Origin of the sequence: Streptomyces sp. NBC_01171 (genome assembly GCF_045039805.1) — a bacterium.
In the GTDB taxonomy this organism is placed as follows: Bacteria; Actinomycetota; Actinomycetes; order Streptomycetales; family Streptomycetaceae; genus Streptomyces.
In genome coordinates, this window is record NZ_CP108609.1 from 3,847,204 (window position 1) to 3,869,534 (window position 22,331).

Genomic DNA, 22,331 nt, shown 5'->3' on the forward strand with positions numbered 1-22,331 from the left:
GCGCATCGCCCGCGCCGGCGGGCCGCGAACGGGAAGCACCGCACACCATGAGTACGCACGACCGACTGACGCACATCGACGAGGCGGGCGCGGCCCGCATGGTCGACGTATCCGGGAAGGAAGTGACCGCGCGCACCGCCCGTGCCAGTGGCCGGGTGCTCGTGTCCCCGCGCGTGGTCGAGCTGCTGCGCGGCGAGGGCGTGCCCAAGGGCGACGCCCTGGCCACCGCCCGGATCGCGGGCATCATGGGCGCCAAGCGCACCCCGGACCTGATCCCGCTGTGCCACCCGTTGTCGGTGTCCGGTGTGACGCTGGACCTCGCCGTCACGGACGAGGGCGTGGAGATCCTGGCCACCGTGAAGACCACCGACCGCACCGGCGTGGAGATGGAGGCCCTCACCGCGGTCTCCGTCGCCGCGCTCACCGTGGTCGACATGGTGAAGGCGGTCGACAAGGGCGCCGTCATCACCGACGTGCGGGTGGAGGAGAAGACGGGCGGGAAGTCGGGCCACTGGAGCCGGGCGTGACCGGGACCTCGTACCGCGCGCTGGTCGTCACCGCCTCCAACCGCGCCTCCGCCGGTGTCTACGCCGACAAGGGAGGCCCGGCCGTCGCCGAGGGCCTCATCCGCCTCGGCTTCACCGTGGACGGCCCCCAGGTGGTCCCGGACGGCGACCCGGTCGAGGCCGCCCTGCGCGCGGCCGTGGCGGCCGGGTACGACGCGGTCGTCACCACCGGCGGCACCGGCATCTCGCCCACCGACCGCACCCCGGAGGCCACTCGCGCGGTCCTCGACTACGAGGTACCGGGCATCGCCGAGGCGATCCGCGCGTACGGGCGCGAGAAGGTGCCCACCGCCGCGCTCTCGCGGGGCCTGGCCGGGGTCGCGGGCGGCACGCTGATCGTGAACCTGCCGGGTTCGAGCGGCGGGGTCCGCGACGGGCTCGCCGTGCTGGAGCCGCTGCTGACGCACGCCGTCGACCAGATCCGCGGCGGCGACCACCCCCGGCCCGACGCAGCGGGCCACGCGGGCGCCGGGGGTGCGAGCTGACCGGCAGATCCTGGCCCGTGGTGCTGGTGGACGGCGATGTCGTCCTGCGGCCGATAAGGGTGCGCGACCAGCGCGCCTGGCGCGAGGTCAACCGGCGCAACCGGGACTGGCTGCGCCCCTGGGAGGCGACCATCCCGCCGCCCACCCCGAGCGGGCCGATCGCCCACCGGCCCACCTACCGGCAGATGATCCGGCACCTGCGCTCCGAGGCGGGGGCGGGCCGGATGCTGCCGTTCGTCATCGAGTACCAGGGGCGCCTGGTCGGCCAGCTCACGGTCGCCGGGATCACCTGGGGCTCCATGTGCTCCGGGCACATCGGCTACTGGGTGGACCAGTCGGTCGCCGGGCGCGGGGTGATGCCGACCGCCGTCGCGCTCGTGTCCGACCACTGCTTCCGCGCGGTGGGGCTGCACCGGCTGGAGGTCTGCATCCGCCCGGAGAACCGGCCCAGCCGGCGCGTGGTGGAGAAGCTCGGCTTCCGCGAGGAGGGGCTGCGGCCGCGCTATCTGCACATCGACGGCGCCTGGCGGGACCACATGGTCTACGCGCTCACCGCCGAGGAGGTTCCCGACGGCCTGGTCGACCGCTGGCGGCGCACGCGCGCGGGGCGGCCCGGACAGCCGGGGAATGCGAACAGCACCGGAAATTGAATATCTGTTCGAATTAATGCCCAGGGTGACCGTCTCGGGTCCCTCTCCGGGCATTCAATTCCCCCCTTCGACGGTCCGCTGATCGCATCGGTCGCAAAAAAAGCTGGAAATATCAGCCAGATCGTGCGACACACCGGCTCAATTGGCGGATGGCCTTGAGCAAACCCCTCTACCGTGTGAGTCGTGAGCAGCAGCGGCCTCATCTACGCAGTCATCGTCGGGGCCTGGGCCGCCTACTTGGTGCCGATGTGGCTCCGTAGGCAGGACGAGCTGAACGAGGCCCGTCCGACGGAACGCTTCAGTACCGCCATCCGGCTGCTGTCCGGAAGGGCGGGAATGGAGCGCCGGTACGCCAAGGACCTGCGGGCGCGCTCCTCCCAGGAGGGGGAGCCGGACGCCGGTGACCCGGACGTCGCCACCGACTCGGTGGACGTCCGGGACTTCGCCGTGCCTCCGACGCGCCGTCAGGTCCGGGCGGACACCGAGCCCGAGCGGCAGGTGCGGGCGGAAGCCCCGCGCGAACAGGCGGCCGTACCGGCCCCCAAGTCGCCCTCCGCGCAGGCGCATCCGTCCCGCACCGCCCAGGCGCCCGAACCCGAACACGTCCCCGCCCGGCGCGCGCCCTCGGCGCAGGCCGCCGCGGCGCGCGCCCAGCGCACGAAGGTGCTCGCCCGCAGACGGCGCACCACCGTGCTGCTCTTCCTCGCCTTCACCGTCGGCGCGATCGCCGCCGCCGTGGGCGGCCTGGCCCTCCTCTGGGTGCCCGCCGTGCCGGCCGTGCTGCTCAGCGCGTACATCGGCTATCTGCGCCGGCAGGAACGGCGCCGGTTCGCCTTCCAGATGGACCGCAGGAGCGCCGAGGACGCGGCCGCCCGGCTGCGTGAGCGTGCCCGTCAGCCGCGCCGCCGCGCGGCCGCCGAGGCGGCCGTCGTCGCCGACGAGCCGGAGGAGGGAACGGGGCCGCACACCGACCCCGCTCTGTCCGCCGCCCTCGCCGCCGACCGGCGCGCCCTGGTCGAGCAGACCGACCACGCCGAGTGGGTCGACCAGCAGCGCGAGCGGCAGCGCCGCCCCGGCCACGGCGAGAGCTGGGACCCGGTGCCGGTGCCGCTGCCCACGTACGTGACCGCGCCGGTCGCCCCGCGCGCCAGCGCCGACGTGGACCTGGGCGCCCCCGGCACCTGGAGCTCGGCCCGCTCCAGCGCCGTCACCCCGGACCAGCGCCCCGAGGTCCCGGCGGCCGATCCGGCGCCGGCCGAGGAGCGCCCGGAGGACGCGCGGGGCGACGCCCGGCGCAGCGCCTCCGCCCGCCGCTCCCGCGAGCGGGGCCGCACCCCGCTGTTCGACCAGTACGAGGACGGCGACCGGCCGCGCGCCGCCAACGAGTGACCCTCTGACCAGTCCAGGAGCGGATTTCCGGGCACGCCGATCGGGATGCTAGAGTTTCACTCGTTGCAAGGGCCTGTGGCGCAGTCCGGTAGCGCACCTCGTTCGCATCGAGGGGGCCAGGGGTTCAAATCCCCTCAGGTCCACGTAACGCTCTCCCCGAGTCCGCTCGGGGAGAGTTGACGAAACCCCGTCCGATCTTCTGATCGGTCGGGGTTTCGTCGTTTCCGGAGGCGGCCTGAGATTCCGGCCGCGCGGTCTCTCAGCCCTTCGCGGACACCAGGTCGCCGTAGACGATGATGTTGTCCGGGCGGTGGCCGTTCTCGATGGCTCCGCCGCAGGTGATCAGGCGGAGTTCGGGGCGGGTCGTGTCGCCGTAGACCTTGTCGGTGGGGAAGGCGTCCTTGTCGACCTGCTCGACCGTGCGGACGGAGAAGACGGCGGAGGAGCCGTCGGTGCGGGCGACGGTGATCCGGGCGCCCTGCTTGATCCTCCCGACGTTCCGCAGCACGGCCGGGCCCTTCACGGTGTCGTAGTGGCCGATCAGGACGGCGGGGCCGGTCTCGCCGGGGGTGACGCCCTTGGAGTACCAGCCGATCCGGTCGGCCTGGGCGACGGAGGGAACCTCCACCGTGCCGTCGGGGGCGAGGCCAAGCTTCAGGATTGGGCCGGTGTCGACGCCCGCCGAGGGGATCGTGATGCGGACCGGGAGCGAACGGGCCATCGGAGCTACCGACTTGGCGGGTGCGGCGGCCGGGGTGGAGACGGGGCTGGGCGGCGGCGGGGCCGCGTGCTCGGTGCTGTCCTGCGTGCCGCAGGCGGCCAGGGCGAGACCGAGCGCGAGGGTGAGCGTGGCGGTCATGACGCGGCGTTGCATGGGGCTGACTCCAGACGGAACGACGGGTGCGGGCCACCGCTCAGTACGGCGGGCCCGCAACCCTGGTGACGGCGTTTCAGATCCGGCCGGCGACGGAGGTGCCGCGACGGCGCAGGACGACGAAGCCGATGCCCGCGGCCCCGGCAGCGGCGGCCCCGCCGACCGCCATCAGCACGGGGGCGTTGCCGGTCCCGGTGCTCTCGTAGCCGGCCGCGACGCTGCCCTTGGGCACGACGGTCGTCTGGTTGGTCGAGGTGGCGCCGGTGTTGCCGGTGCCGGTGGAGCCCGTCGAACCCGTGGAGGTGGTCGGGTAGGCGAAGCTGCAGCCGCTCGGGAGCTTCGGGAAGTCCTGGACGGTCGCCGGGTGGCCGCCGCCCTCCATGTTGGTGCGCAGGCGGGGGTGGGTGCTGTTCGGGTCCAGGATCTCGGCCAGGAACCCCGCGCTCGCGGGAAGCTTCGGGTGCAGGCGGTTCAGGGTGTACGGCAGCAGCTTGGTGTCGCCCGCGTCCTGGAACTGCACCGACGGACCCGACGGGCTGATGGTCACCAGCGCCTCGGTGCCCGCGCCGATGCTCCGCGTCACGGTGACGACGCAGCGGACCGGGGTGACGGGGCCCTGGCCGCCGTTGCCCACGTACTCGTCGGCGGAGGTCATGGTGCCGTCCGCGCGCAGGGTCACCTTGATGCCGTTGAAGACCTTCATCTGCTGGGCGCCGAAGCCGCCCCCGGCACGCAGCTCACCGAGGGTCCTGCCCTTGAAGGTGATGGTGGCCGAGTAGTCGTCGCCCTGGTCCGTGTGCTTGTAGACCTTGGCCGTCAGATCGCCCTTGAGCGCGACGGTGTGCACCAGGACCGGGCCCTGCTGCCCGTTGGGGCCCTCGGACGAGGTGGGCGCGGTGGTGGCGGGCGCGCTGGGCTTGGCGGTCGCGGTCGGCGTGCCGACCTGCGTGCTCGGCGTGCCGCTCGCGGCCGGGGTGGCGGCCTGCGGGGTCGCCGTCGCGCCGTCGGCGGCGAACGCGGCACCGGCGGGCAGCAGGACGGTGGCGGCGAGCGAGGCGGCGACGAAGCCCGTGCGGAGAGCGGAGTTGCGTCGGAAACCGAGCGAAGACATGAAGGACTCCTGAGGATGAAAAAGAACCCGATGGATGGGGAGGGGGAGTCGCATCCGCTTGCACTGTCAGGTGGGGCCGAAAGGCGCGGCAGCTACTGAGCTGATCGTATGTTCCGACTTTCGGCGGAGTGATCGCCGTCACGTCACAGGCGCGTCACAGGGGAAACAGTGGCCTGTGCTGTGGCAACAGGCCACGGGGTCGCGTTACTCGGTGCCGTCCGGCGCCCCGAGCGGCTTCGCGTAGCAAAGGCTGTTCTCGTGGTGGCGGTAGTAGCCGAACTTGGTGCACGGGGTGTAGCCGCTGGAGGTGTAGAGGGCGATGGCCTCGGGCTGTTCGGTGCCGGTTTCCAGGACCATGCGGGTGCGGCCGGCCGCGCGGGCGTCCGCCTCCAGTTCGGCCAGGATGCGGCGGGCCAGGCCGTGGCCGCGCATCTGCTCGATGACGAACATGCGCTTGAGTTCCGCGTCGCCGTCCTGGTTGCCCTCCTCGTTCAGGTCCTGGCTGCGCCAGCCGCCGGTGGCGACCGGGCGGTCCTGCGCGTCGTAGGCGATCAGGTAGGCGCCTCTGGGCGGGTCGAAGTCGGCCGGGTCGAGCGAGGTGGCGTCGCCGCCGTCGCCGTAGCGCACGTGGTACTCGGCCTGGACCTCGTCGTTGAGCTTCACGGCGTCGGGGTGGTCGAAGCGAACGCGGCGTATAATCATGCTGGGCATCGTACTTCTATGCGGCGAATGGGCGTCGGTCTCCACCAGTGTGCCGGTATCGTGCCCTGGTGCTGACTGTGACCTCGGTGAATGTGAACGGACTGCGGGCCGCCGCCAAGAAGGGCTTCGTGGAGTGGCTGGACCAGACCTCCGCGGACGTGGTCTGCCTGCAGGAGGTGCGCGCCGAGCCGCAGCAGCTCCCCGAGCACGTACGGCAGCCCGACGGCTGGCACGTCGTGCACGCGCCCGCCGCCGCCAAGGGCCGCGCGGGCGTCTCCCTCTACACGCGCCGTGAGCCCGACCGCGTCCGGGTCGGCTTCGGCTCGGCGGAGTTCGACGGCTCGGGCCGCTATGTCGAGGCCGACCTCCCCGGTGTGACCGTCGCCTCGCTGTACCTGCCCTCGGGCGAGGTCGGCACCGAGCGGCAGGACGAGAAGGTCCGCTTCATGGGCGAGTTCTCCGCCCACCTGAAGGAACTGCGCGAGGGGGCCGCCGCCGACGGCCGCGAGGTGCTGGTCTGCGGCGACTGGAACATCGCCCACCAGCAGGCCGACCTGAAGAACTGGCGCGGCAACACCAAGAACTCCGGGTTCCTGCCCGAGGAGCGGGAGTGGCTGAGCCGGGTGCTCGGCCCCGAGGACGGCGGTTACGTGGACGTCGTCCGCGCCCTGCACCCCGAGGCCGAGGGCCCCTACAGCTGGTGGTCCTACCGGGGCCGCGCCTTCGACAACGACTCCGGCTGGCGCATCGACTACCACATGGCCACCCCCGGCCTCGCCGCGAAGGCGGTCAAGGGCTACGTCGAGCGCGCCGCCACCCACGCCGAGCGCTGGTCCGACCACGCGCCCGTCACCGTGGTGTACGAGCGCTAGTCCTGCTTGCTCAGCCGCCGGTCCATCGCCAGTGACAGCTCCGCCTCCACCACGCTGCGGGCCAGCGGGCGCAGGCGCTGCAGGGAGTCCTCGGGGGCGTGGCGCCGGATCACGTCGGCGAAGAGCGCGGCGAGGGCGTCCGCGTGTTCGCGGACCCGGGCCGCGGCCGTCAGTACCTCGGCCAGCGGGATGCCCTCGCGGACCAGCGCCGATGAGACGTCCAGCAGGCGTCGGCTGATGTGCACGATCTCGTCGCCGTCGGTGCCGACGTAGCCGAGGGTCATCGCGGCCGCCAGGTTCTCCGGGGTCACCTCGCCCTCGAAGCGGGCCGCCAGCTCCTCCGGGGTGAGCCGGACCGGTTCCTCCTCGGTGGGCGGGGTCACGCCCAGCAGGTCGGCCACGTCCCGGCCGTTGTCCAGCGCCTCGGCCAGCTCGGCTATGCCGTTCAGGGTGTGCCCGCGCTCCAGCAGCGCCGCGATGGTGCGCAGCCGGGCCAGGTGATGGTCGTCGTACCAGGCGATACGGCCCTCGCGGCGAGGCGGCGGGATCAGTCTGCGCTCGCGGTAGAACCGCAGGGTGCGCACGGTGATCCCGGCGATGCGCGCCAGTTCCTCCATGCGGTACTCGCGCCCGCCGGCCTGCCCGCCGCTGTGTCCGCCGTCTTCTGCCACGTCCGCAGCCTATGGCGTACCGCCGGTAACTTTCCTTTCCGCGCCCCCTACCGCTCAGTACGGAGCTGCTCTACAGTCCCATTGCGCCAGTGTTCACTGGCAGAGTCCGAGGATGCGTGGAGGCGTCGGGATGGCCGAGCACGAGCATGTACGGGTGGCGGTGATCGGGTCCGGGTTCGGCGGGCTGGGGGCCGCCGTGCGGCTGCGCCGGGAGGGGATCACCGACTTCGTCGTCCTGGAGCGGGCCGGCAGCGTCGGCGGGACCTGGCGGGACAACAGCTATCCCGGCTGCGCCTGCGACGTGCCGTCGCACCTGTACTCCTTCTCTTTCGCCCCCAACCCCGACTGGCCGCGCACCTTCTCCGGGCAGGAGCACATCCGCGCCTACCTGGAGCGCGTCGCCGACGACTTCGGGCTCCGTCCGCACCTGCGCTTCGACTCCGAGGTCAAGCGGATGACCTGGGACGAGGACGAGCTGCGCTGGCACATCGAGACCGCGAGCGGCTCGCTCACCGCCGACGTGGTGGTCTCCGCCACCGGCCCGCTGTCCGACCCGAAGATCCCCGAGATCCCGGGGCTGGACTCGTTCCCCGGCCGGGTGTTCCACTCGGCCCGCTGGGACCACGACTTCGACCTGCGCGGCAAGCGCGTCGCCATGGTCGGCACCGGTGCCTCCGCGATCCAGATCGTCCCCTCGATCCAGCCCGAGGTCGGCAAGCTCACCGTCTTCCAGCGCACCCCGCCCTGGGTGATGCCCCGCATGGACCGGGCCATCGGCACCGCCGAGCGCAGGCTGCACCAGGCGCTGCCCTTCACCGCGCGGCTGCGGCGCGGGCTGCTCTGGGGCATCCGGGAACTCCAGGTGCAGGCGTTCACCAAGCACCCCGACGAACTCGGCCTGGTCGAGCAGCTCGCCAAGCGCAACATGGCCCGCGCCATCAAGGACCCGGCCCTGCGCGCCAAGCTCACCCCCGACTACCGCATCGGCTGCAAGCGCATCCTGCTGTCCAGCGCGTACTACCCGGCGCTGGCGAAGCCCAACGTGGACGTGGTGGCCAGCGGGGTCAGCGAGATCCGGGGCTCGACCGTGGTCGCCGCCGACGGCACCGAGACCGAGGTCGACGCGATCGTCTTCGGCACCGGCTTCCACGTCACCGACATGCCCATCGCCGAGCGCGTGGTCGGCGTCGGGGGCGTCACGCTCGCCGAGGCGTGGAAGGGCGGGATGGAGGCGCTGCGCGGCGGTTCGGCGGCCGGGTTCCCGAACTGGCTCAGCGTGATCGGGCCCAACACCGGTCTGGGCAACTCCTCGATGATCCTGATGATCGAGTCCCAGCTCAACTACCTGGCCGACTACATGCGCCAGCTCGACACCCTCGGCGGCCGCACCGCGCTGGACGCCCGCCCCGCCGCCGTCGACCGCTGGAACCGCCGCGTGCAGGAGCGGATGAAGCGCACCGTCTGGAACACCGGCGGCTGCACGAGCTGGTACCTGGACGCCAGTGGCCGCAACACCACCGTCTGGCCCGGCACCACCAGCGAGTTCCGCCAGGCCACCCGCCGCGTGGACCTCACCGAGTACGAGGTGCTGCGCAAGCCGGCGGCCGCGAACGAGAAGCAGACCCCCGTCCGGAGCGAGGCCACCGCATGAGCCGCACCCTGGAGGTCCCCTCCACCAACGGCGCCCGCCTGCACGTGGAGGTGCACGGCCCCGAGGACGCGCCGCCGGTCGTCCTCTCCCACGGCTGGACCTGCTCCACCGCCTTCTGGGCGGCGCAGATCGAGGACCTGGCCCGCGACCACCGGGTCATCGCCTACGACCAGCGCGGTCACGGCCGCAGCCCGTACAGCCCGGTCTGCTCCACCGACGCGCTCGCGGACGACCTCGAAGCGGTGCTCGCGGCCACCCTCGCGCCCGGTGAACGCGCCCTGATCGTCGGCCACTCGATGGGCGGCATGACGATCATGTCCGCCTCCGGCCGTCCCCGCTTCCGGGAGCACGCGGCCGCCGCGCTGCTGTGCAGCACCGGCAGCGGACGGCTGACCGCCGAGGCGCGCGTGGTGCCGCTGCGCGCCGGACGCACCCGCACCTGGCTCACCGGACGCATCCTCGGCTCGTCCCTGCCGCTCGGCCCGGTCACACCGCTGGCCAAGAAAATCCTCAAGTACGCGACCATGGGCGCCGGTTCGGCCCCGCACCTGGTCGACGCCTGCGCCCGGATCGTGCACGCCTGCCCGCGTGCCGCCCGGCACGCCTGGGGCGGGGTGCTGGACCGGCTCGATCTCGACCACGGTGTACGGCAGTTGACCGTGCCCACCGTCGTCCTGCACGGCACCGCCGACCGGCTCACCCCCTCGTCGCACGCCCGCGCGCTCGTGGCGGAGCTGCCCAACTGCGCAGGCTTCACCGAGCTGTTCGGCATCGGGCACATGACCCCGATGGAGGCGCCGGAAGCGGTGACCGGCCGGATACGGGAACTCGTCACCACGTACGTCACGGGGAGCCTCCCCGTCACCCTGGAGGAGGGCGCATGAGCAAGGTCGGTCTCGAAGGACAGGTGGCCGTCGTCACCGGTGCGGCACGCGGCGTCGGCGAGCTGCTCGCCCGCAAACTCTCCGCGCGCGGCGCCAAGGTGGCCCTGGTCGGCCTGGAGGAGGACGAGCTGAAGGCCGTCTCCGAGCGGCTGTACGGCGAGAGCGCGTACTGGTACGCCGACGTCACCGACCACGAGGCGATGGGCCGGGTCGCCGCCGAGGTGAAGGAGCGGTTCGGCAAGGTCGACATCGTGGTGGCCAACGCCGGTGTGGCGAACGGCGGTCCGTTCGCCGACTCCGACCCGGTGGCCTGGCGGCGGGTGATCGAGGTCAACCTCATCGGCTCGGCCGTCACCGCCCGCGCCTTCCTGCCGGTGCTCACCGAGAGCCGCGGCTACCTGCTCCAGATCGCCTCCCTCGCCGCGATCACCCCGGCGCCGATGATGACGGCGTACTGCGCTTCCAAGTCCGGCGTGGAGGCGTACGCGCACAGCCTGCGCGGCGAAGTCGGCTACCTGGGCGTGCGGGTGGGCGTCGCCTACCTGTCCTGGACCGACACCGACATGGTGCGCGGCGCCGACCAGGACGACGTGATGCGGGAGTTGAGGCAGCGGCTGCCCTGGCCGTCGAACAAGACCTACCCGCTCGGCCCGGCCGTCGACCGGCTGGTGGACGGCATCGAGCGCCGGTCGGCCCACGTGTACGGACAGTGGTGGCTGCGCGGGATGCAGGGCATCCGGGGCTACCTCCCGGCCCTCATCGGCACCGTCGGCCAGCGGGAGATGCGCAGGTACGCGGACCGGCTGACCGGGATGCGCTCGGGGCTGGTGGGCGCGGGCGGCGCGGCCGACGAGGCGGCCCGCGCTACGCAGCGTAACTGATCGACATGCGGAGGGTGTTCGCCCGTGTGAATCTGGTCGAGGCCCCACCGGGGCCGCAACCGTTCTCACCAGGGATGTGAACCCACATGGGTATGAAGGACCAGTTCCAGGAGAAGTCCCGCAAGATGCAGGACCAGGCCAAGGAGAAGGCCGGCCAGGCCAAGGAGAAGGCCGGCCGGCCCGGCGAGAAGGCCGGTCAGCGCGGCCCGCAGGGGCGCGACCACCAGGAGCGCGCCCACCAGCCCCAGCGTGACCGCGCCGAGGGCGGCATGCGTGAGGTGGAGGACCGCTTCGACCCGGACCACACCGCCTGACGCGGCAGATCCGGCGCAAGCCACGCGGCGGGGCACCCGGCACGTCCGGGTGCCCCGCCCCGGCGCGACTAGGCGCTCAGTACGACGAGCCGCTGGGTCGCGCGGGTCATCGCCACGTAGCGGTCCACCGCGCCCTCGATGCCCTCGCCGAAGGCGTCCGGGTCCACCAGCACGACCAGGTCGAACTCCAGCCCCTTCGCCAGCTCCGGTGTGAGCGACCGGACCCGCGGGCGCTCCTTGAAGGCGGGATCGCCGATGACACAGGCGGTCCCTTCGGCGTTCTCGGCCAGCCAGTCGTGCAGCACCGAGTCCAGGTCGGACACCGGGCCGTAGGTGACCGGGATGCCGTTGGCGCGTACCGAGGTCGGCACGTTGGCGTCCGGGAGGGCGGCGCGGATCACCGGTTCGGCCTCCGCCATCACCTCTTCGGGGGTGCGGTAGTTGATGCTCAGCGACGCCACGTCCACCCGGCCGAGGCCCGCCCGCGCGAGCCGCTCCCGCCACGACTCGGTGAAGCCGTGCCGGGCCTGGGCGCGGTCGCCCACGATGGTGAAGCTCCGCGACGGGCAGCGCAGCAGCAGCATCTGCCACTCGGCGTCGGTCAGCTCCTGGGCCTCGTCCACCACGATGTGCGCGAACGGCCCGGCCAGCGTGTCCGCCTCGATGGCGGGCAGCGCGCCCTCGTCGACCAGGCTGTCCTTGAGGTCCTGGCCGTGCAGCATGGTCACCGCGCCCTCGCCGTCGGGGTCGGCCGCGATCACACTGTCGATGACGGCGGCCATGCGCTCCCGCTCGACGGCGACCGTGGCGGCCTGGCGGCGCTTCTTCCGCGAGGTCTCCGGGTCCCCGAGCCGCTGCCGGGCCGCGTCCAGCAGCGGCAGGTCGGACACCGTCCACGCCTGCGGATCGGCGCGGCGCAGCAGGCGCACCTCGTCGGGGGAGAGCCAGGGGGCGCACATCCGCAGGTACGCCGGGACCGTCCACAGGTCACCGACCAGGTCGGCCGCCTCCAGCAGGGGCCAGGCGTGCCGGAGGGTGCCGGTCAGCTCGCCGTCGGAGGCCAGCGCCCGGCGGAACAGCTTCGGCGGGACCTCCTTGTCGAGCTGGTCGTGGAGGATCGTGACGAGCGCCTCCCAGATCAGGTCGCGGGCCTCGTTGTGCGGGACGCCCGCCTCCGCGGCCTCGAACGCCTCGGCCCAGTCGGCGGCGGTCAGGCGCAGCTCGGCCCAGGGGGTGCTGACGGTCAGGGGATCGGTGGGCGGGGTCTCGTAGAAGCGCACCGCCTTCTCGATGCCCTTCACCAGGTCCGCCGAGGACTTCAGCCGGGCCACCTCGGGGTCCGCCTCGACGCCCGCCGCCGCGCCCTCGGCGACCAGGTCCCGCACGGTGCAGGTCTGGACCCCCTCCTCGCCGAGGCTCGGCAGCACGTCGGCGACGTAGTTCAGGTAGGGCTGGTGCGGGCCGACGAACAGGACTCCGCCGCGACGGTGCCCGAGGCGCGGGTCGGAGTGGAGCAGGTAGGCGGAGCGGTGCAGGGCGACGACGGTCTTGCCGGTGCCGGGGCCGCCGTCCACCACGAGGGCGCCGCGCGAGGAGGCGCGGATGATGGCGTCCTGGTCGGCCTGGATGGTGGCGAGCACGTCCCGCATCCGCTCCGAGCGGTTGGTGCCGAGGGTGGCGATGAACGCGGACTGGTCGTCCAGCGCCGCGTGGTGCTCCAGACCGTCGGCGGTGAACACCTCGTCCCAGTAGTCGCTGATCCGGCCGCGCGTCCAGCGGTAGCGGCGGCGGCTCGCCAGGCCCATCGGGTGGGCGTGGGTCGCGGCGAAGAACGGTTCGGCGGCGGGGGAGCGCCAGTCGATCAGCAGCCGGCGGCCGGTGCTGTCGGTGAGGCCGAGCCGCCCGATGTACATCGGTGTCGCGTTCTCTGCGTCGTCGGCGTGGACGATGCGGCCCAGGCACAGGTCGAGGCCGAAGCGGCGAAGAGCCCGCAACTGGGTGGTCAGCCGGTGGATCTCCAGGTCGCGCTCCAGCACCTCCCGGCCGACCCCGCCGGGCGCCCGGCGGAGGGCGTCCAGGCTCTCGGACAGTTCGGCGACGGTCTGCTCCAGGCTCGCGGCGATGTCCGCGAAGTGCCGCTCGTCGGCGGCGATCAGCGCCGGGTCGGCCTTGGCGGCGAGCCGGTCGGGGAGGTCGAACGCGCGGGACTCCGGCGCGGGCTCACGCTCGGACAGCAGCGCACACATGTAGTGGATCACTCATTTCCGCAGGTTCTGGGCTCGGCGAGCGATTCTGCGGCATGAGGGGGGCCTTGCCGCAAGGCCCCCCTTGCGCTATATGTTGTGAATGGCGGCGAGTGCCAATTCCTCCCGCCTTCTTTTTCGACCCCCTCACCCCCCTTCTTCGCGCGGCGGCAGCTTCGGCCGCGAGCGGTCCGGTACGTCGCTGTAGTCGGGCGGTACCGCGGCCGGGGTCGTCTCCAGCATGTCCAGCGCGAGCTCCACCGCGTCGTCGAGCTGGGCGTAGCGGCCCTCGGCCCAGTCCAGCGGGGTGCGCAGCGATTCCAGGTCCGGGGGGACACCCCGGTTCTCCACCGACCAGCCGTACTCGTCGAACCATGCCGCGTTCATCGGCACCGTGATGACCGTGCCGTCCCCGAGCCGGTGCCGCCCGGTCATGCCGACGACCCCTCCCCAGGTGCGCTGCCCGACCACGGGGCCGAGCCCGAGCAGCTTGAACGCGGCGGTGATCATGTCCCCGTCGGAGGACGTCGCCTCGTCCGCGAGCGCCACGATCGGCCCGCGCGGCGCGTTGGAGGCGTACGACACCGGCTGCGCGTCCCGGGTCAGGTCCCAGCCGAGGATGGACCGGGTCAGCTTCTCCATCACCAACTCGCTGATGTGCCCGCCCGCGTTGCCGCGTACGTCCACGATCAGCGCGGGCCGCGACACCTCCAGGCGCAGGTCGCGGTTGAACTGGGCCCAGCCGGAGCCGCCCATGTCGGGGATGTGCAGATAGCCGCACTCGCCGCCGCTCAACTCCCGGACGACCTCGCGCCGTTTGGCCACCCAGTCCTGGTAGCGCAGCGGCCGCTCGTCGATCAGCGGGACGACGGCCACCCGGCGGGCGGGGCCGGGCTCGCCCGCCGGCGGGGTGAAGGTGAGGTCCACGGTGGTGCCGCCGGAGCCCGCGAGCAGCGGGTACGGCCCGGCCACCGGGTCCACCGGGCGGCCGTTGACGTGGGTCAGCACGGCGCCCTCACGGATGCCGGTGCCGGCCAGGGGGGAGCGGGCGCGAGAGTCGGAGGAGTCGCCGTCCAGGATGCGGGCGACCGTCCAGGCACCGTCCCGGCAAACGAAGTTGACGCCGAGGAGGCCCTGACGTCGCTGGTAGTGCGGGGGGCCCTCGTTGCGCCGGGCCGGGGTGACGTAGGCGTGCGAGGTGCCCAGTTCGCCGAGGACCTCGCGCATCAGGTCGGCGAACTCGTCGGGGGAGGTGACCCGTTCGACCAGCGGGCGGTACTGCTCCAGGACCGCCGTCCAGTCGATCCCGCACATGCCGGGGTCCCAGAAGTAGTCCCGGATGATCCGGCCGCCCTCGGCGTACGCGCCCCGCCACTCGGCGGCCGGGTCCACCTCGTGCAGGATGCGGCGCAGGTCGATCCAGACCGTGCTGTCGCTGTCGCCGGGCTCGGTGGCCGGCACCGCGCGCAGGTCGCCCTCGTCCACCACGACCAGCCGGGTGCCGTCGCCGCTCACCTCGAACCAGTCGAGGTGGCCGACCAGTTCGGACTTCTTCGCCTTGCTGATGTTGAAGTGCTCCAGCGTGGGCCGCCCGCTGATGTCGGCCGGGTTGACGAAGGTCTCGCCCAGCGCCCCGGAGATCGGCCAGCGCAGCCACACCAGTCCGCCGCCCGCGACCGGGCGCAGCGCCGAGTACTTGGAGGACATCACCGGGAACGGCGTGACCCGGTTCTCCAGCCCTTCCACCTCCACCGTCACCGCGCCGCCCTCGCCGGACCCCGCCTCCAGCGGATCGAGCCCGCCCGCGGCCGGGCGCCCCTCCGGGCTGAGCGCGAACGGGGAGGGGGTGGCCGAGTTCAGCGGGACCAGGTAGGGGCGGCAGCCGAGCGGGAAGGACAGGTCGCCGGTGTGCACGTCGTACACCGGGTCGAAGCCCCGCCAGGAGAGGAAGGCGAGGTAGCGGCCGTCACTGGTGAAGACGGGGTTCTCGTCCTCGAAGCGGCCGTTGGTGACGTCGACGACGAGGCGGTCCTTGATGCGGGCGAGCTTGATCTGGCGCAGGGAGCGGCCGATGCCGGGGTGGGACCAGGTGAGCCAGGCGCCGTCGGGGGAGAAGGCGAGGTCGCGGACGGGCCCGTTGTCGGAGCGGATCAGCTCGGTGACGGTGCCGGGCTGCCTGCCCTCCGTACCCTCTTCGTCCTCCGCCACGTCGATCAGCAGCAGCCTGCCGTCGTGCGAGGCGACCGCCAGCCGTTCGCCCTCCGGGTCGGAGACCAGCTCCAGCACCCGGCCCAGCCTGCCCTGCGCGAGCAGCCGGGGCTCGCGGCCCCCGCTGGCGCGGGGGAGCTGGGCGATGGCGACGGCGTCGTCGCCCTCGGCGTCGGTGACGTAGGCGAGCTGGCCGGTCGAGCCCAGCATCTCCGGCAGGCGCACCCGGACGCCGGGGGTGTCGGCGATGGTGCGGGCCGGACCGTCGCGGTGGGTGAGCCAGTACAGGCTGCCCCGGACGGTGACCGCGCTGGCCCGGCCGGTCTCGTCCACGGAGAGGCCGTCCACGTTGTGCGCCGCGGGCACCTGGTAGGGGCGGCGGCCGGGAGCCGGACCGCCCAGGTCGATGTCGAGCCTGCGCGGGGTGCCGGTGGGGGAGAGGTCGTCCACGATCCAGATGTCGCCCGCGCACTGGTAGACGACCCGCTCGCCGTCGGTCGCGGCGTGCCGGGCGTAGAAGGCGTCGTGGTCGGTGTGGCGGCGCAGGTCGGTGCCGTCGGGGGCGACGGAGTAGAGATTGCCGATGCCCTCGTGGTCGGAGAGGAAGGCGATGCGTCCGGCGACGAACATCGGGGAGGAGAGCTGGCCGTCGAGGTCCTCCAGCAGCCGCTTCCCCTGGAGCCACAGCCGTCCCGTCGCGCCGCCCCGGTAGCGCTTCCAGGACGCCGGTTCGTGCGGGGGCGTGCCGGTGAGGAGGAGGGTCTGGTGCTCGCCGGCCGTGTCGGCGACCTGGATGTCGCCGACCGGGCCCCAGGGCAGGCGGCCACCGGGACTGCCGTCGGTGCCGATCTTGTGGGCCCAGGTGAAGTAGGAGAAGGGCTGGCCGTGCGAGGCGACGGCCAGGATGTCGCTGTTCCCGTGCTGGTCCGGGGGCGTCCAGCCGCACACCTGGGTGTCGGCACTGCCCCAGTACGTCAACTGCCGCGCCGGGCCGCCGGTCACGTCCACGAGGTGGATCTCGGGCACCAGGCTGCGCCAGCTCGTGAAGGCGATCTGCTTGCCGTCGGGCGAGAAGCGGGGGTGTCCGGCCTTGGTGCGGTCCGCGGTGAGCCGCCAGGGGCGGCCCGGTTCGTCGAGCGGCGCCAGCCAGAGGTCGTCCTCGGCCACGAAGCACAGCAGATCGTCACTGATGTGGGGAAGCCGCAGATAGCTCACCTATCCATGCTTTTCCGACGCGAGGGGCACAGCAACTCGTGCGGTCCGGCACCCCGTGACGCAGGACACCCTCGGCAGGCGTACGAAACGGTTTCGTTTCGTAGGTGGCCGGGGTACCTTCGTCCTGTACGGGGTCCCGTACGCGAGCCGTGTCGTTCCGATGAGCGGGAGAGGGTGAGGCGGATGACCGACGCCGCCACCGCGCGTCGCAGCAGACTCACGCCCGAGCGTGCGGCCGAGCTGTACGAGGCGGTCCTCGACCTGCTCCGCGAGGTCGGCTACGACGCCCTCACCATGGACGCCGTCGCCGCCCGCACCCGCTCCAGCAAGGCCACGCTCTACCGCCAGTGGGGCGGCAAGGCCGAACTGGTCGCCCGCGCGATCCGGCACAGCAAACCCGGCCGGATCTCCGACGTGGACACCGGCTCGCTGCGCGGGGACTTCCTCGCGATCGTGCACCGCGAGGACGACTGCGCCATGGAGCAGGACAGCGCCCTCATGCGGGGCCTGGCCATGGCCACCCACACCAACCCGGACCTGCTGCACGCCTTCCGGGAACAGGTCATCGAGCCCGAGATGACCGAGCTGCGCCGGATGCTCGGACGGGCCGTGGACCGGGGCGAAGTGGCCCCGGACAACCCGGCGCTGCCCTTCGTGGTGCACATGATGATCGGCGCGTTCGCCACCCGGGCGCTCATCGACGAGCAGCCCCCCACCCAGGACTTCCTCAGCTCCTACATCGACGCCGTGATCCTCCCCGCTCTCGGCGTCCCCACCGTCTGACCGACCCAGCTCTCTCCCCAGCAAGCCCACCACCTGACGTCACCGCTCACGTCGCCGGGCTGACCACCCCTGCCCAGATGCCTTTCACGACCTGACCGGGAGTACGCCCTCGTGGCCACGTACCTGTACAAACTCGGCCGATTCGCCTTCCGGCGACGGCACTTCGTCGCCCTGCTGTGGGTCGCGCTGCTCACCCTCGCCGGGGTGGGCGCCGCCACCGCGCCGCCCGCCGGGAACTCGTCCTTCTCCATACCCGGCACCGAGGCGCAGCGCGCCTTCGACCTGCTGGAGCAGCGCTTCCCCGGCATGAGCGCCGACGGCGCCACCGCCCGCGTCGTCTTCAAGGCGCCCGAGGGTCAGAAGATGACCGACGCCGGCAACAAGGCGGCGGTGGAGAAGACGGTCAAGGAGCTGGGCTCCGGCTCCGAGGTCGCCTCCGTCGCCGACCCGTACACCGGAAAGGCGGTCAGCCGGGACGGCACGATCGCCTACGCCTCGGTGAAGTACAAGGTCTCCGGGATGGAGCTGGAGGACTCCTCCCGTGACGCCCTCAAGGAGAGCGCCGGGCACGCGCGGGACGCCGGGCTGACCGTCGAGATCGGCGGTGACGCGCTCACCACCGCGCCGGAGACCGGGTCCAGCGAGGTCATCGGCATCGCCATCGCGGCCGTCGTCCTCGTCATCACCTTCGGCTCGCTCATCGCGGCCGGGCTGCCGCTGCTCACCGCGATCATCGGCGTCGGCATCGGGGTCTCCACGATCACCGCGCTGGCCACCCCGCTCGACCTGGGCTCCACCACCTCCACCCTGGCCACGATGATCGGCCTCGCGGTCGGCATCGACTACGCCCTCTTCATCGTCTCCCGCTACCGCGCCGAACTGGCCGAGGGCCGCGAGCGCGAGGAGGCGGCCGGCCGGGCCGTGGGTACGGCGGGCTCGGCGGTGGTCTTCGCGGGGCTGACCGTCGTCATCGCGCTGGTCGGGCTCTCCGTCGTCAACATCCCGATGCTGACCAAGATGGGCGTGGCCGCCGCGGGCACGGTCGCCATCGCCGTGCTGATCGCGCTCACCATGATCCCGGCGCTGCTCGGCTACGCGGGCCGTACGGTCAAGCCGGCCGGCGAGAAGAGCAAGCTGCTCGGCGGCGGACGCGCGGCCAAGAAGGCCGGCCGCCCCAACATGGGCACCCGGTGGGCGAGTTTCGTGGTCCGGCGCCCGGTCGCCGTCCTGCTGCTCGGTGTGGTCGGCCTCGGCGCCGCCGCCGTCCCGGCCGCCTCGCTCGAACTGGGCCTGCCCGACGACGGTTCCCAGCCCGTCTCCACCACCCAGCGCCGCGCCTACGACCTGCTCTCCGACGGCTTCGGCCCCGGCTTCAACGGCCCGCTGATGGTCGTGGTGGACGCCAAGGGCAGCGGGGACGAGAAGGCCGCGTTCGCCAAGGTCGGCGACGAGATCAAGGGCCTGAAGGACGTCGTCACGGTCACCCCGCCGGCGCCCAACAAGGCGGGCGACACCGCGATCATCACCGTCGTACCGAAGTCCCAGCCGTCCTCGGCCACCACCGAGGACCTGGTGCACGCGATCCGGGGCAAGAGCGCTTCGATCGCCTCCGCGACGGACGCGGAGTTGCTGGTCACCGGGGCCACGGCGATGAACATCGACGTGTCGCAGAAGCTGAACGACGCGCTGCTGCCGTACCTCGCGCTGGTCGTCGGCCTCGCCTTCCTGCTGCTGATCGTGGTGTTCCGCTCGATCCTGGTCCCGCTGAAGGCGGCCCTCGGCTTCCTGCTCAGCGTGCTGGCCGCCCTCGGCGCGGTCGTCGCGGTCTTCCAGTGGGGCTGGCTGTCCGGCCTGATGAACGTCGAGCAGACCGGGCCGGTCATGTCGATGATGCCGATCTTCATGGTCGGTGTGGTCTTCGGACTCGCCATGGACTACGAGGTGTTCCTCGTGACCCGGATGCGTGAGGCGTACGTCCACGGGGAGAACCCGGGCCAGGCGGTCGTCACCGGCTTCCGCTACAGCGCCCGCGTCGTCACCGCCGCCGCCGTCATCATGATCGCCGTCTTCTCCGGCTTCATCGGCTCCAGCGAGGCGATGATCAAGATGATCGGATTCGGCCTGGCCATCGCCGTCTTCTTCGACGCCTTCATCGTCCGCATGGCCATCGTCCCGGCCGTCCTGGCCCTCCTCGGCCGCCGCGCCTGGTGGCTCCCGTCCTGGCTCGACCGCGCCCTGCCCAACGTGGACGTCGAGGGCGAGGGCCTGAAGACGGCCTCCGACACGGACGGGGACCGCGAACTGGTCCGCGCCTGACGGGTGTGTGACGAACGGACGGCCGGTGGGGCAGGCGCCTCACCGGCCGTCCGTCGTCACGCCGGGCAAACCCCGTGTACAGGCCACGAAGTGATCGGTTAGCGTGCCAGGTATGACGACGACTGGTCCTGACCGGTGACGCCGCTCGTCACCGCCGCCGTACTGCTCGCCGCGTTCACCCACGCCGGGTGGAACGCCATCGCCCACCGGATCAGCGACAAGCTGACCGGGTTCACGCTGATCGCCGGGGGCGGGCTGGTCGTCGGGCTGGTGATGGCGCTGTTCGCGCCCTGGCCGGCCGGGCCCGCGTGGCCGTACCTGCTCATCTCCGCCGGAGTGCATGTCGCGTACTACGCGCTGCTCATGACCTCCTTCCGGCTCGGGGACTTCGGGCAGGCGTACCCGATCGCGCGCGGCACCGCCCCGCTGGTCGTGACCGTGCTGGCCGCCCTGTTCGCGCACGAGGTGCCCGGCGGGTGGGCTGCGGCCGGGGTCGCCGTGTCCTGCGTCGGGCTGACCGGGGTGAGCCTGTGGGGGCTGCGGGGGCGGCGGCCGGACTGGAAGGCCATCGGCGCCGCCGTCGCCACCGGGCTCACCATCGCCGTGTACACCGTCCTCGACGGCATCGGCGTACGGCACGCGGACACCCCGCTCGGCTACATCGCCTGGCTGATGGCGGTCCAGGGGGTCTTCATCCCCGCGTACATGTACTACCGCTTCCGCGGTGACATGGTCCGCCGGCTCAAGCCCTACGCCACGCTGGGCCTCCTCGGCGCGGTCCTCTCCGTCGCCGCATACGCCCTCGTCCTCTGGGCCCAGACCCGCGCCCCCCTCGCCCCCGTCGCCGCCCTCCGCGAATCCTCGATCATCGTCGGCGCGGCCATCGGCGCCCTCTTCTTCAAGGAACGCTTCGGCGCTCCGCGCATCGCGGCGGCGGGGCTGCTGGTGGTGGGAATCGGGCTGATGCTGCACGCGGGGTGAATCGCCCTGTCGGCCCGCTGTCGGGGCTGTCGGGTCGGTGTCGGTGGGTCGCGCGTACGCAGGGCGGGATGCTCGTCAGCGGGTGCTGTTCCCCCGCAGCGCCGACGCGGCCGCCGAGGCCCACCACAAGCCCACGTCCGCGGAACTGATCGAATTCTTCACGCGGGACGAGCAGGCCCGCTGAGTCACGGCGGGGCGGGCGGGGTTTGCGGGCAGGATGGGGGCGAGGGACATGATCGACGCCCCCTCGTGGGACGACACCTCGTGAGAAGGAGAGCCACCGTATGACCGCCACCGACCGGCCGACCGTCGCCGTGCTGGGCACCGGCATCATGGGCGCCGCCATGGCCCGCAACCTCGCCGCCGCCGGGCTTCCCGTACGCGCCTGGAACCGCACCCGCGCCAAGGCCGAGCCGCTCGCGGAGGACGGCGTCCGCGTCACCGGCACGCCCGCCGAGGCGGTCGAGGGCGCGGACGTGGTGCTGACCATGCTGTACGACGGTGACACCGTGCTGGACGTGATGCGCGAGGCGGCGCCCGCGCTGCGTCCCGGCACCCTGTGGGTGCAGAGCACCACCGCCGGTACCGAACTCACCGGCCGCCTCGCCGCGTTCGCCCGCGAGCACGGTCTGGAGTTCTACGACGCGCCCGTGCTCGGTACCCGGAAGCCCGCCGAGGACGGTCAGCTCACCGTGCTGGCCGCCGGGCCCGAGGCGGGGCGGGCCACCCTCGCGCCGGTCTTCGACGCGGTCGGTTCCCGCACGGTGTGGACCGGCGAGGACGGCGCCGAGGGCAGCGCGAGCAGGCTCAAGCTGGTCGCCAACAACTGGGTGCTCGCGGTCACCGCGGCCACCGGGGAGGTGCTGGCCCTCGCCCAGGCGCTCGGGGTGGACCCGCGCTCGTTCTTCGACCTCATCGAGGGCGGCCCGCTGGACATGGGCTACCTCCGCGCCAAGTCCGCCCTGGTCCTGGACGGCAAGCTCACCCCGGCCTCCTTCGCCGTGGCCACCGCGGAGAAGGACGCCCGCCTCATCACCTCCGCCGCCGACCGGGGCGGCGTCCGCCTCGACCTCGCCGAAGCCACCGCCAACCGCTTCGCCCGCGCGGCCGCCCAGGGCCACGGGGACGAGGACATGGCGGCGGCCTACTTCGCGAGTTTCGAGGAGAAGACGGAGTGAACCCTCGGCCGACGTGAACTTCGCCGGAGGCGAGCGCACCCTGGTAGCAGGGAGCACGGTGGCTTTCGGAGGTGGTTGGGATGATGCACAACACCGTGGGTTGGCACATCGAGCTGGAGTTCGAGGAGGACGACCAGCACACGCGCGCGGTGGCGCTGGTGCGGCTGGCGGACGGCAGTGAGGTGCGGGCGCAGGGGCATGCCACCCGGCACCAGGTCGACTCCAACCAGCCGAGGGTCGGCGAGGAGATCGCCGGCGCCCGCGCCCTGAACGAACTGGCCATGCGCCTGCTGACCAAGGCGCACGAGGAGATCGACGCGGACTCCGGGCGCATCTCGCACCCCATCCACGTGTGAG

The 22,331-nt window shown here is 72.5% G+C and carries 19 protein-coding genes, 1 tRNA gene and 1 pseudogene; 15 read left to right on the plus strand and 6 right to left on the minus strand.

Features of this window, described 5'->3' with window-relative positions; all coding sequences use genetic code 11:
• The first annotated feature begins 47 nt into the window (after positions 1–47).
• The 5 genes from moaC (at position 48) to OG448_RS17915 (ending at position 3,233) form a co-directional block, all read left to right on the plus strand.
• Positions 48–527, plus strand: a complete 480-nt coding sequence (gene moaC / locus OG448_RS17895) for a cyclic pyranopterin monophosphate synthase MoaC (RefSeq protein WP_030814523.1) — start codon at positions 48–50, stop codon at positions 525–527.
• Positions 524–1,051, plus strand: coding sequence for a molybdenum cofactor biosynthesis protein B (locus OG448_RS17900; protein ID WP_405555033.1), 528 nt, complete (start codon positions 524–526; stop codon positions 1,049–1,051). Before moaC ends, OG448_RS17900 begins: the two co-directional genes overlap by 4 nt.
• 17 nt (positions 1,052–1,068) lie before the next feature.
• Positions 1,069–1,701 (plus strand): GNAT family N-acetyltransferase, encoded by a 633-nt coding sequence (locus tag OG448_RS17905; protein ID WP_405555036.1) that lies wholly within the window; start codon positions 1,069–1,071, stop codon positions 1,699–1,701.
• A 183-nt stretch (positions 1,702–1,884) separates the two neighbouring features.
• A complete protein-coding gene (glpR, locus tag OG448_RS17910; protein WP_405555038.1) occupies positions 1,885–3,090 on the plus strand; it encodes a gephyrin-like molybdotransferase receptor GlpR in 1,206 nt (401 codons plus the stop codon).
• Between the two features lie 69 nt (positions 3,091–3,159).
• Positions 3,160–3,233: transfer RNA gene (locus OG448_RS17915), tRNA-Ala, on the plus strand.
• 116 nt (positions 3,234–3,349) lie between these two features.
• Here OG448_RS17915 and OG448_RS17920 read toward each other — a convergent pair.
• The 3 genes from OG448_RS17920 to OG448_RS17930 all read right to left on the minus strand — a co-directional run bounded on the left by OG448_RS17920 (position 3,350) and on the right by OG448_RS17930 (position 5,777).
• A complete protein-coding gene (locus OG448_RS17920; RefSeq protein WP_405555040.1) occupies positions 3,350–3,964 on the minus strand; it encodes a class F sortase in 615 nt (204 codons plus the stop codon).
• Positions 3,965–4,040: 76 nt separating this feature from the next.
• Positions 4,041–5,075 carry a hypothetical protein gene (locus OG448_RS17925; RefSeq protein ID WP_405555042.1) on the minus strand — a complete coding sequence of 345 codons (1,035 nt, stop codon included), beginning with the start codon at positions 5,073–5,075 and terminating at the stop codon, positions 4,041–4,043.
• A gap of 204 nt (positions 5,076–5,279) precedes the next feature.
• Positions 5,280–5,777, minus strand: a complete 498-nt coding sequence (locus OG448_RS17930) for a GNAT family N-acetyltransferase (RefSeq protein WP_405555044.1) — start codon at positions 5,775–5,777, stop codon at positions 5,280–5,282.
• A 68-nt stretch (positions 5,778–5,845) separates the two neighbouring features.
• Here OG448_RS17930 and OG448_RS17935 point away from each other — a divergent pair, with 68 nt between their 5' ends.
• The gene (locus tag OG448_RS17935) at positions 5,846–6,649 is read left to right on the plus strand and encodes an exodeoxyribonuclease III (RefSeq protein WP_405555046.1); all 804 of its coding nucleotides are present in this window, start codon (positions 5,846–5,848) and stop codon (positions 6,647–6,649) included.
• Here OG448_RS17935 and OG448_RS17940 read toward each other — a convergent pair.
• Positions 6,646–7,266, minus strand: a complete 621-nt coding sequence (locus tag OG448_RS17940; protein WP_391299544.1) for a MerR family transcriptional regulator — start codon at positions 7,264–7,266, stop codon at positions 6,646–6,648. The two genes, OG448_RS17935 and OG448_RS17940, sit on opposite strands and share 4 nt — an antisense overlap.
• Before the next feature lie 184 nt (positions 7,267–7,450).
• Between OG448_RS17940 and OG448_RS17945 the strand changes: the two genes are divergently transcribed.
• From OG448_RS17945 to OG448_RS17960, 4 genes are all read left to right on the plus strand, one after another.
• Positions 7,451–8,971, plus strand: coding sequence for a flavin-containing monooxygenase (locus tag OG448_RS17945; protein WP_405555048.1), 1,521 nt, complete (start codon positions 7,451–7,453; stop codon positions 8,969–8,971).
• The gene (locus OG448_RS17950) at positions 8,968–9,855 is read left to right on the plus strand and encodes an alpha/beta fold hydrolase (RefSeq protein ID WP_405555049.1); all 888 of its coding nucleotides are present in this window, start codon (positions 8,968–8,970) and stop codon (positions 9,853–9,855) included. The genes OG448_RS17945 and OG448_RS17950 overlap by 4 nt, the downstream gene beginning before the upstream one ends.
• Complete coding sequence (locus tag OG448_RS17955) at positions 9,852–10,736, plus strand: SDR family oxidoreductase (RefSeq protein ID WP_405555051.1); 885 nt, start codon at positions 9,852–9,854, stop codon at positions 10,734–10,736. The genes OG448_RS17950 and OG448_RS17955 overlap by 4 nt, the downstream gene beginning before the upstream one ends.
• Positions 10,737–10,822: 86 nt before the next feature.
• A complete protein-coding gene (locus OG448_RS17960) occupies positions 10,823–11,050 on the plus strand; it encodes a hypothetical protein (RefSeq protein ID WP_405555053.1) in 228 nt (75 codons plus the stop codon).
• A 68-nt stretch (positions 11,051–11,118) separates the two neighbouring features.
• Here OG448_RS17960 and helR read toward each other — a convergent pair whose 3' ends face one another.
• Entirely contained in the window at positions 11,119–13,296 is a 2,178-nt protein-coding gene (gene helR / locus OG448_RS17965) for an RNA polymerase recycling motor ATPase HelR (RefSeq protein ID WP_405558844.1), read from the minus strand.
• 144 nt (positions 13,297–13,440) lie between these two features.
• Positions 13,441–16,716, minus strand: coding sequence for a S41 family peptidase (locus tag OG448_RS17970; protein ID WP_405555054.1), 3,276 nt, complete (start codon positions 16,714–16,716; stop codon positions 13,441–13,443).
• A gap of 183 nt (positions 16,717–16,899) precedes the next feature.
• On the opposite strand from OG448_RS17970, the gene OG448_RS17975 reads away from it, so the two are divergent.
• The 5 genes and pseudogenes from OG448_RS17975 to OG448_RS17995 all read left to right on the plus strand — a co-directional run bounded on the left by OG448_RS17975 (position 16,900) and on the right by OG448_RS17995 (position 22,330).
• Positions 16,900–17,499, plus strand: a complete 600-nt coding sequence (locus OG448_RS17975) for a TetR/AcrR family transcriptional regulator (protein WP_405555055.1) — start codon at positions 16,900–16,902, stop codon at positions 17,497–17,499.
• Between the two features lie 111 nt (positions 17,500–17,610).
• Positions 17,611–19,815, plus strand: a complete 2,205-nt coding sequence (locus OG448_RS17980; RefSeq protein ID WP_405555056.1) for an MMPL family transporter — start codon at positions 17,611–17,613, stop codon at positions 19,813–19,815.
• A 135-nt stretch (positions 19,816–19,950) separates the two neighbouring features.
• Positions 19,951–20,796: an EamA family transporter gene (locus tag OG448_RS17985; RefSeq protein WP_403387867.1), complete on the plus strand. Its 846-nt coding sequence runs from the start codon at positions 19,951–19,953 to the stop codon at positions 20,794–20,796.
• A gap of 266 nt (positions 20,797–21,062) precedes the next feature.
• A pseudogene (locus OG448_RS17990) lies at positions 21,063–21,974 on the plus strand (NAD(P)-dependent oxidoreductase); the annotation flags it as partial.
• 80 nt (positions 21,975–22,054) lie between these two features.
• Positions 22,055–22,330: a DUF1876 domain-containing protein gene (locus OG448_RS17995; RefSeq protein WP_405555058.1), complete on the plus strand. Its 276-nt coding sequence runs from the start codon at positions 22,055–22,057 to the stop codon at positions 22,328–22,330.
• Position 22,331 lies beyond the last annotated feature (1 nt).

What these genes read in the sequence shown, in the direction of transcription:
- OG448_RS17960 (WP_405555053.1), top strand. Translation starts at nt 10,823, where the DNA reads ATGGGTATGAAGGACCAGTTCCAGGAGAAGTCCCGCAAGATGCAGGAC.
- OG448_RS17940 (WP_391299544.1), bottom strand. Translation starts at nt 7,266, where the DNA reads ATGGAGGAACTGGCGCGCATCGCCGGGATCACCGTGCGCACCCTGCGG.
- OG448_RS17950 (WP_405555049.1), top strand. Translation starts at nt 8,968, where the DNA reads ATGAGCCGCACCCTGGAGGTCCCCTCCACCAACGGCGCCCGCCTGCAC.
- helR (WP_405558844.1), bottom strand. Translation starts at nt 13,296, where the DNA reads ATGTGTGCGCTGCTGTCCGAGCGTGAGCCCGCGCCGGAGTCCCGCGCG.
- OG448_RS17945 (WP_405555048.1), top strand. Translation starts at nt 7,451, where the DNA reads ATGGCCGAGCACGAGCATGTACGGGTGGCGGTGATCGGGTCCGGGTTC.
- moaC (WP_030814523.1), top strand. Translation starts at nt 48, where the DNA reads ATGAGTACGCACGACCGACTGACGCACATCGACGAGGCGGGCGCGGCC.
- OG448_RS17975 (WP_405555055.1), top strand. Translation starts at nt 16,900, where the DNA reads ATGACCGACGCCGCCACCGCGCGTCGCAGCAGACTCACGCCCGAGCGT.
- OG448_RS17920 (WP_405555040.1), bottom strand. Translation starts at nt 3,964, where the DNA reads ATGCAACGCCGCGTCATGACCGCCACGCTCACCCTCGCGCTCGGTCTC.
- OG448_RS17995 (WP_405555058.1), top strand. Translation starts at nt 22,055, where the DNA reads ATGATGCACAACACCGTGGGTTGGCACATCGAGCTGGAGTTCGAGGAG.
- OG448_RS17925 (WP_405555042.1), bottom strand. Translation starts at nt 5,075, where the DNA reads ATGTCTTCGCTCGGTTTCCGACGCAACTCCGCTCTCCGCACGGGCTTC.
- OG448_RS17955 (WP_405555051.1), top strand. Translation starts at nt 9,852, where the DNA reads ATGAGCAAGGTCGGTCTCGAAGGACAGGTGGCCGTCGTCACCGGTGCG.
- OG448_RS17930 (WP_405555044.1), bottom strand. Translation starts at nt 5,777, where the DNA reads ATGATTATACGCCGCGTTCGCTTCGACCACCCCGACGCCGTGAAGCTC.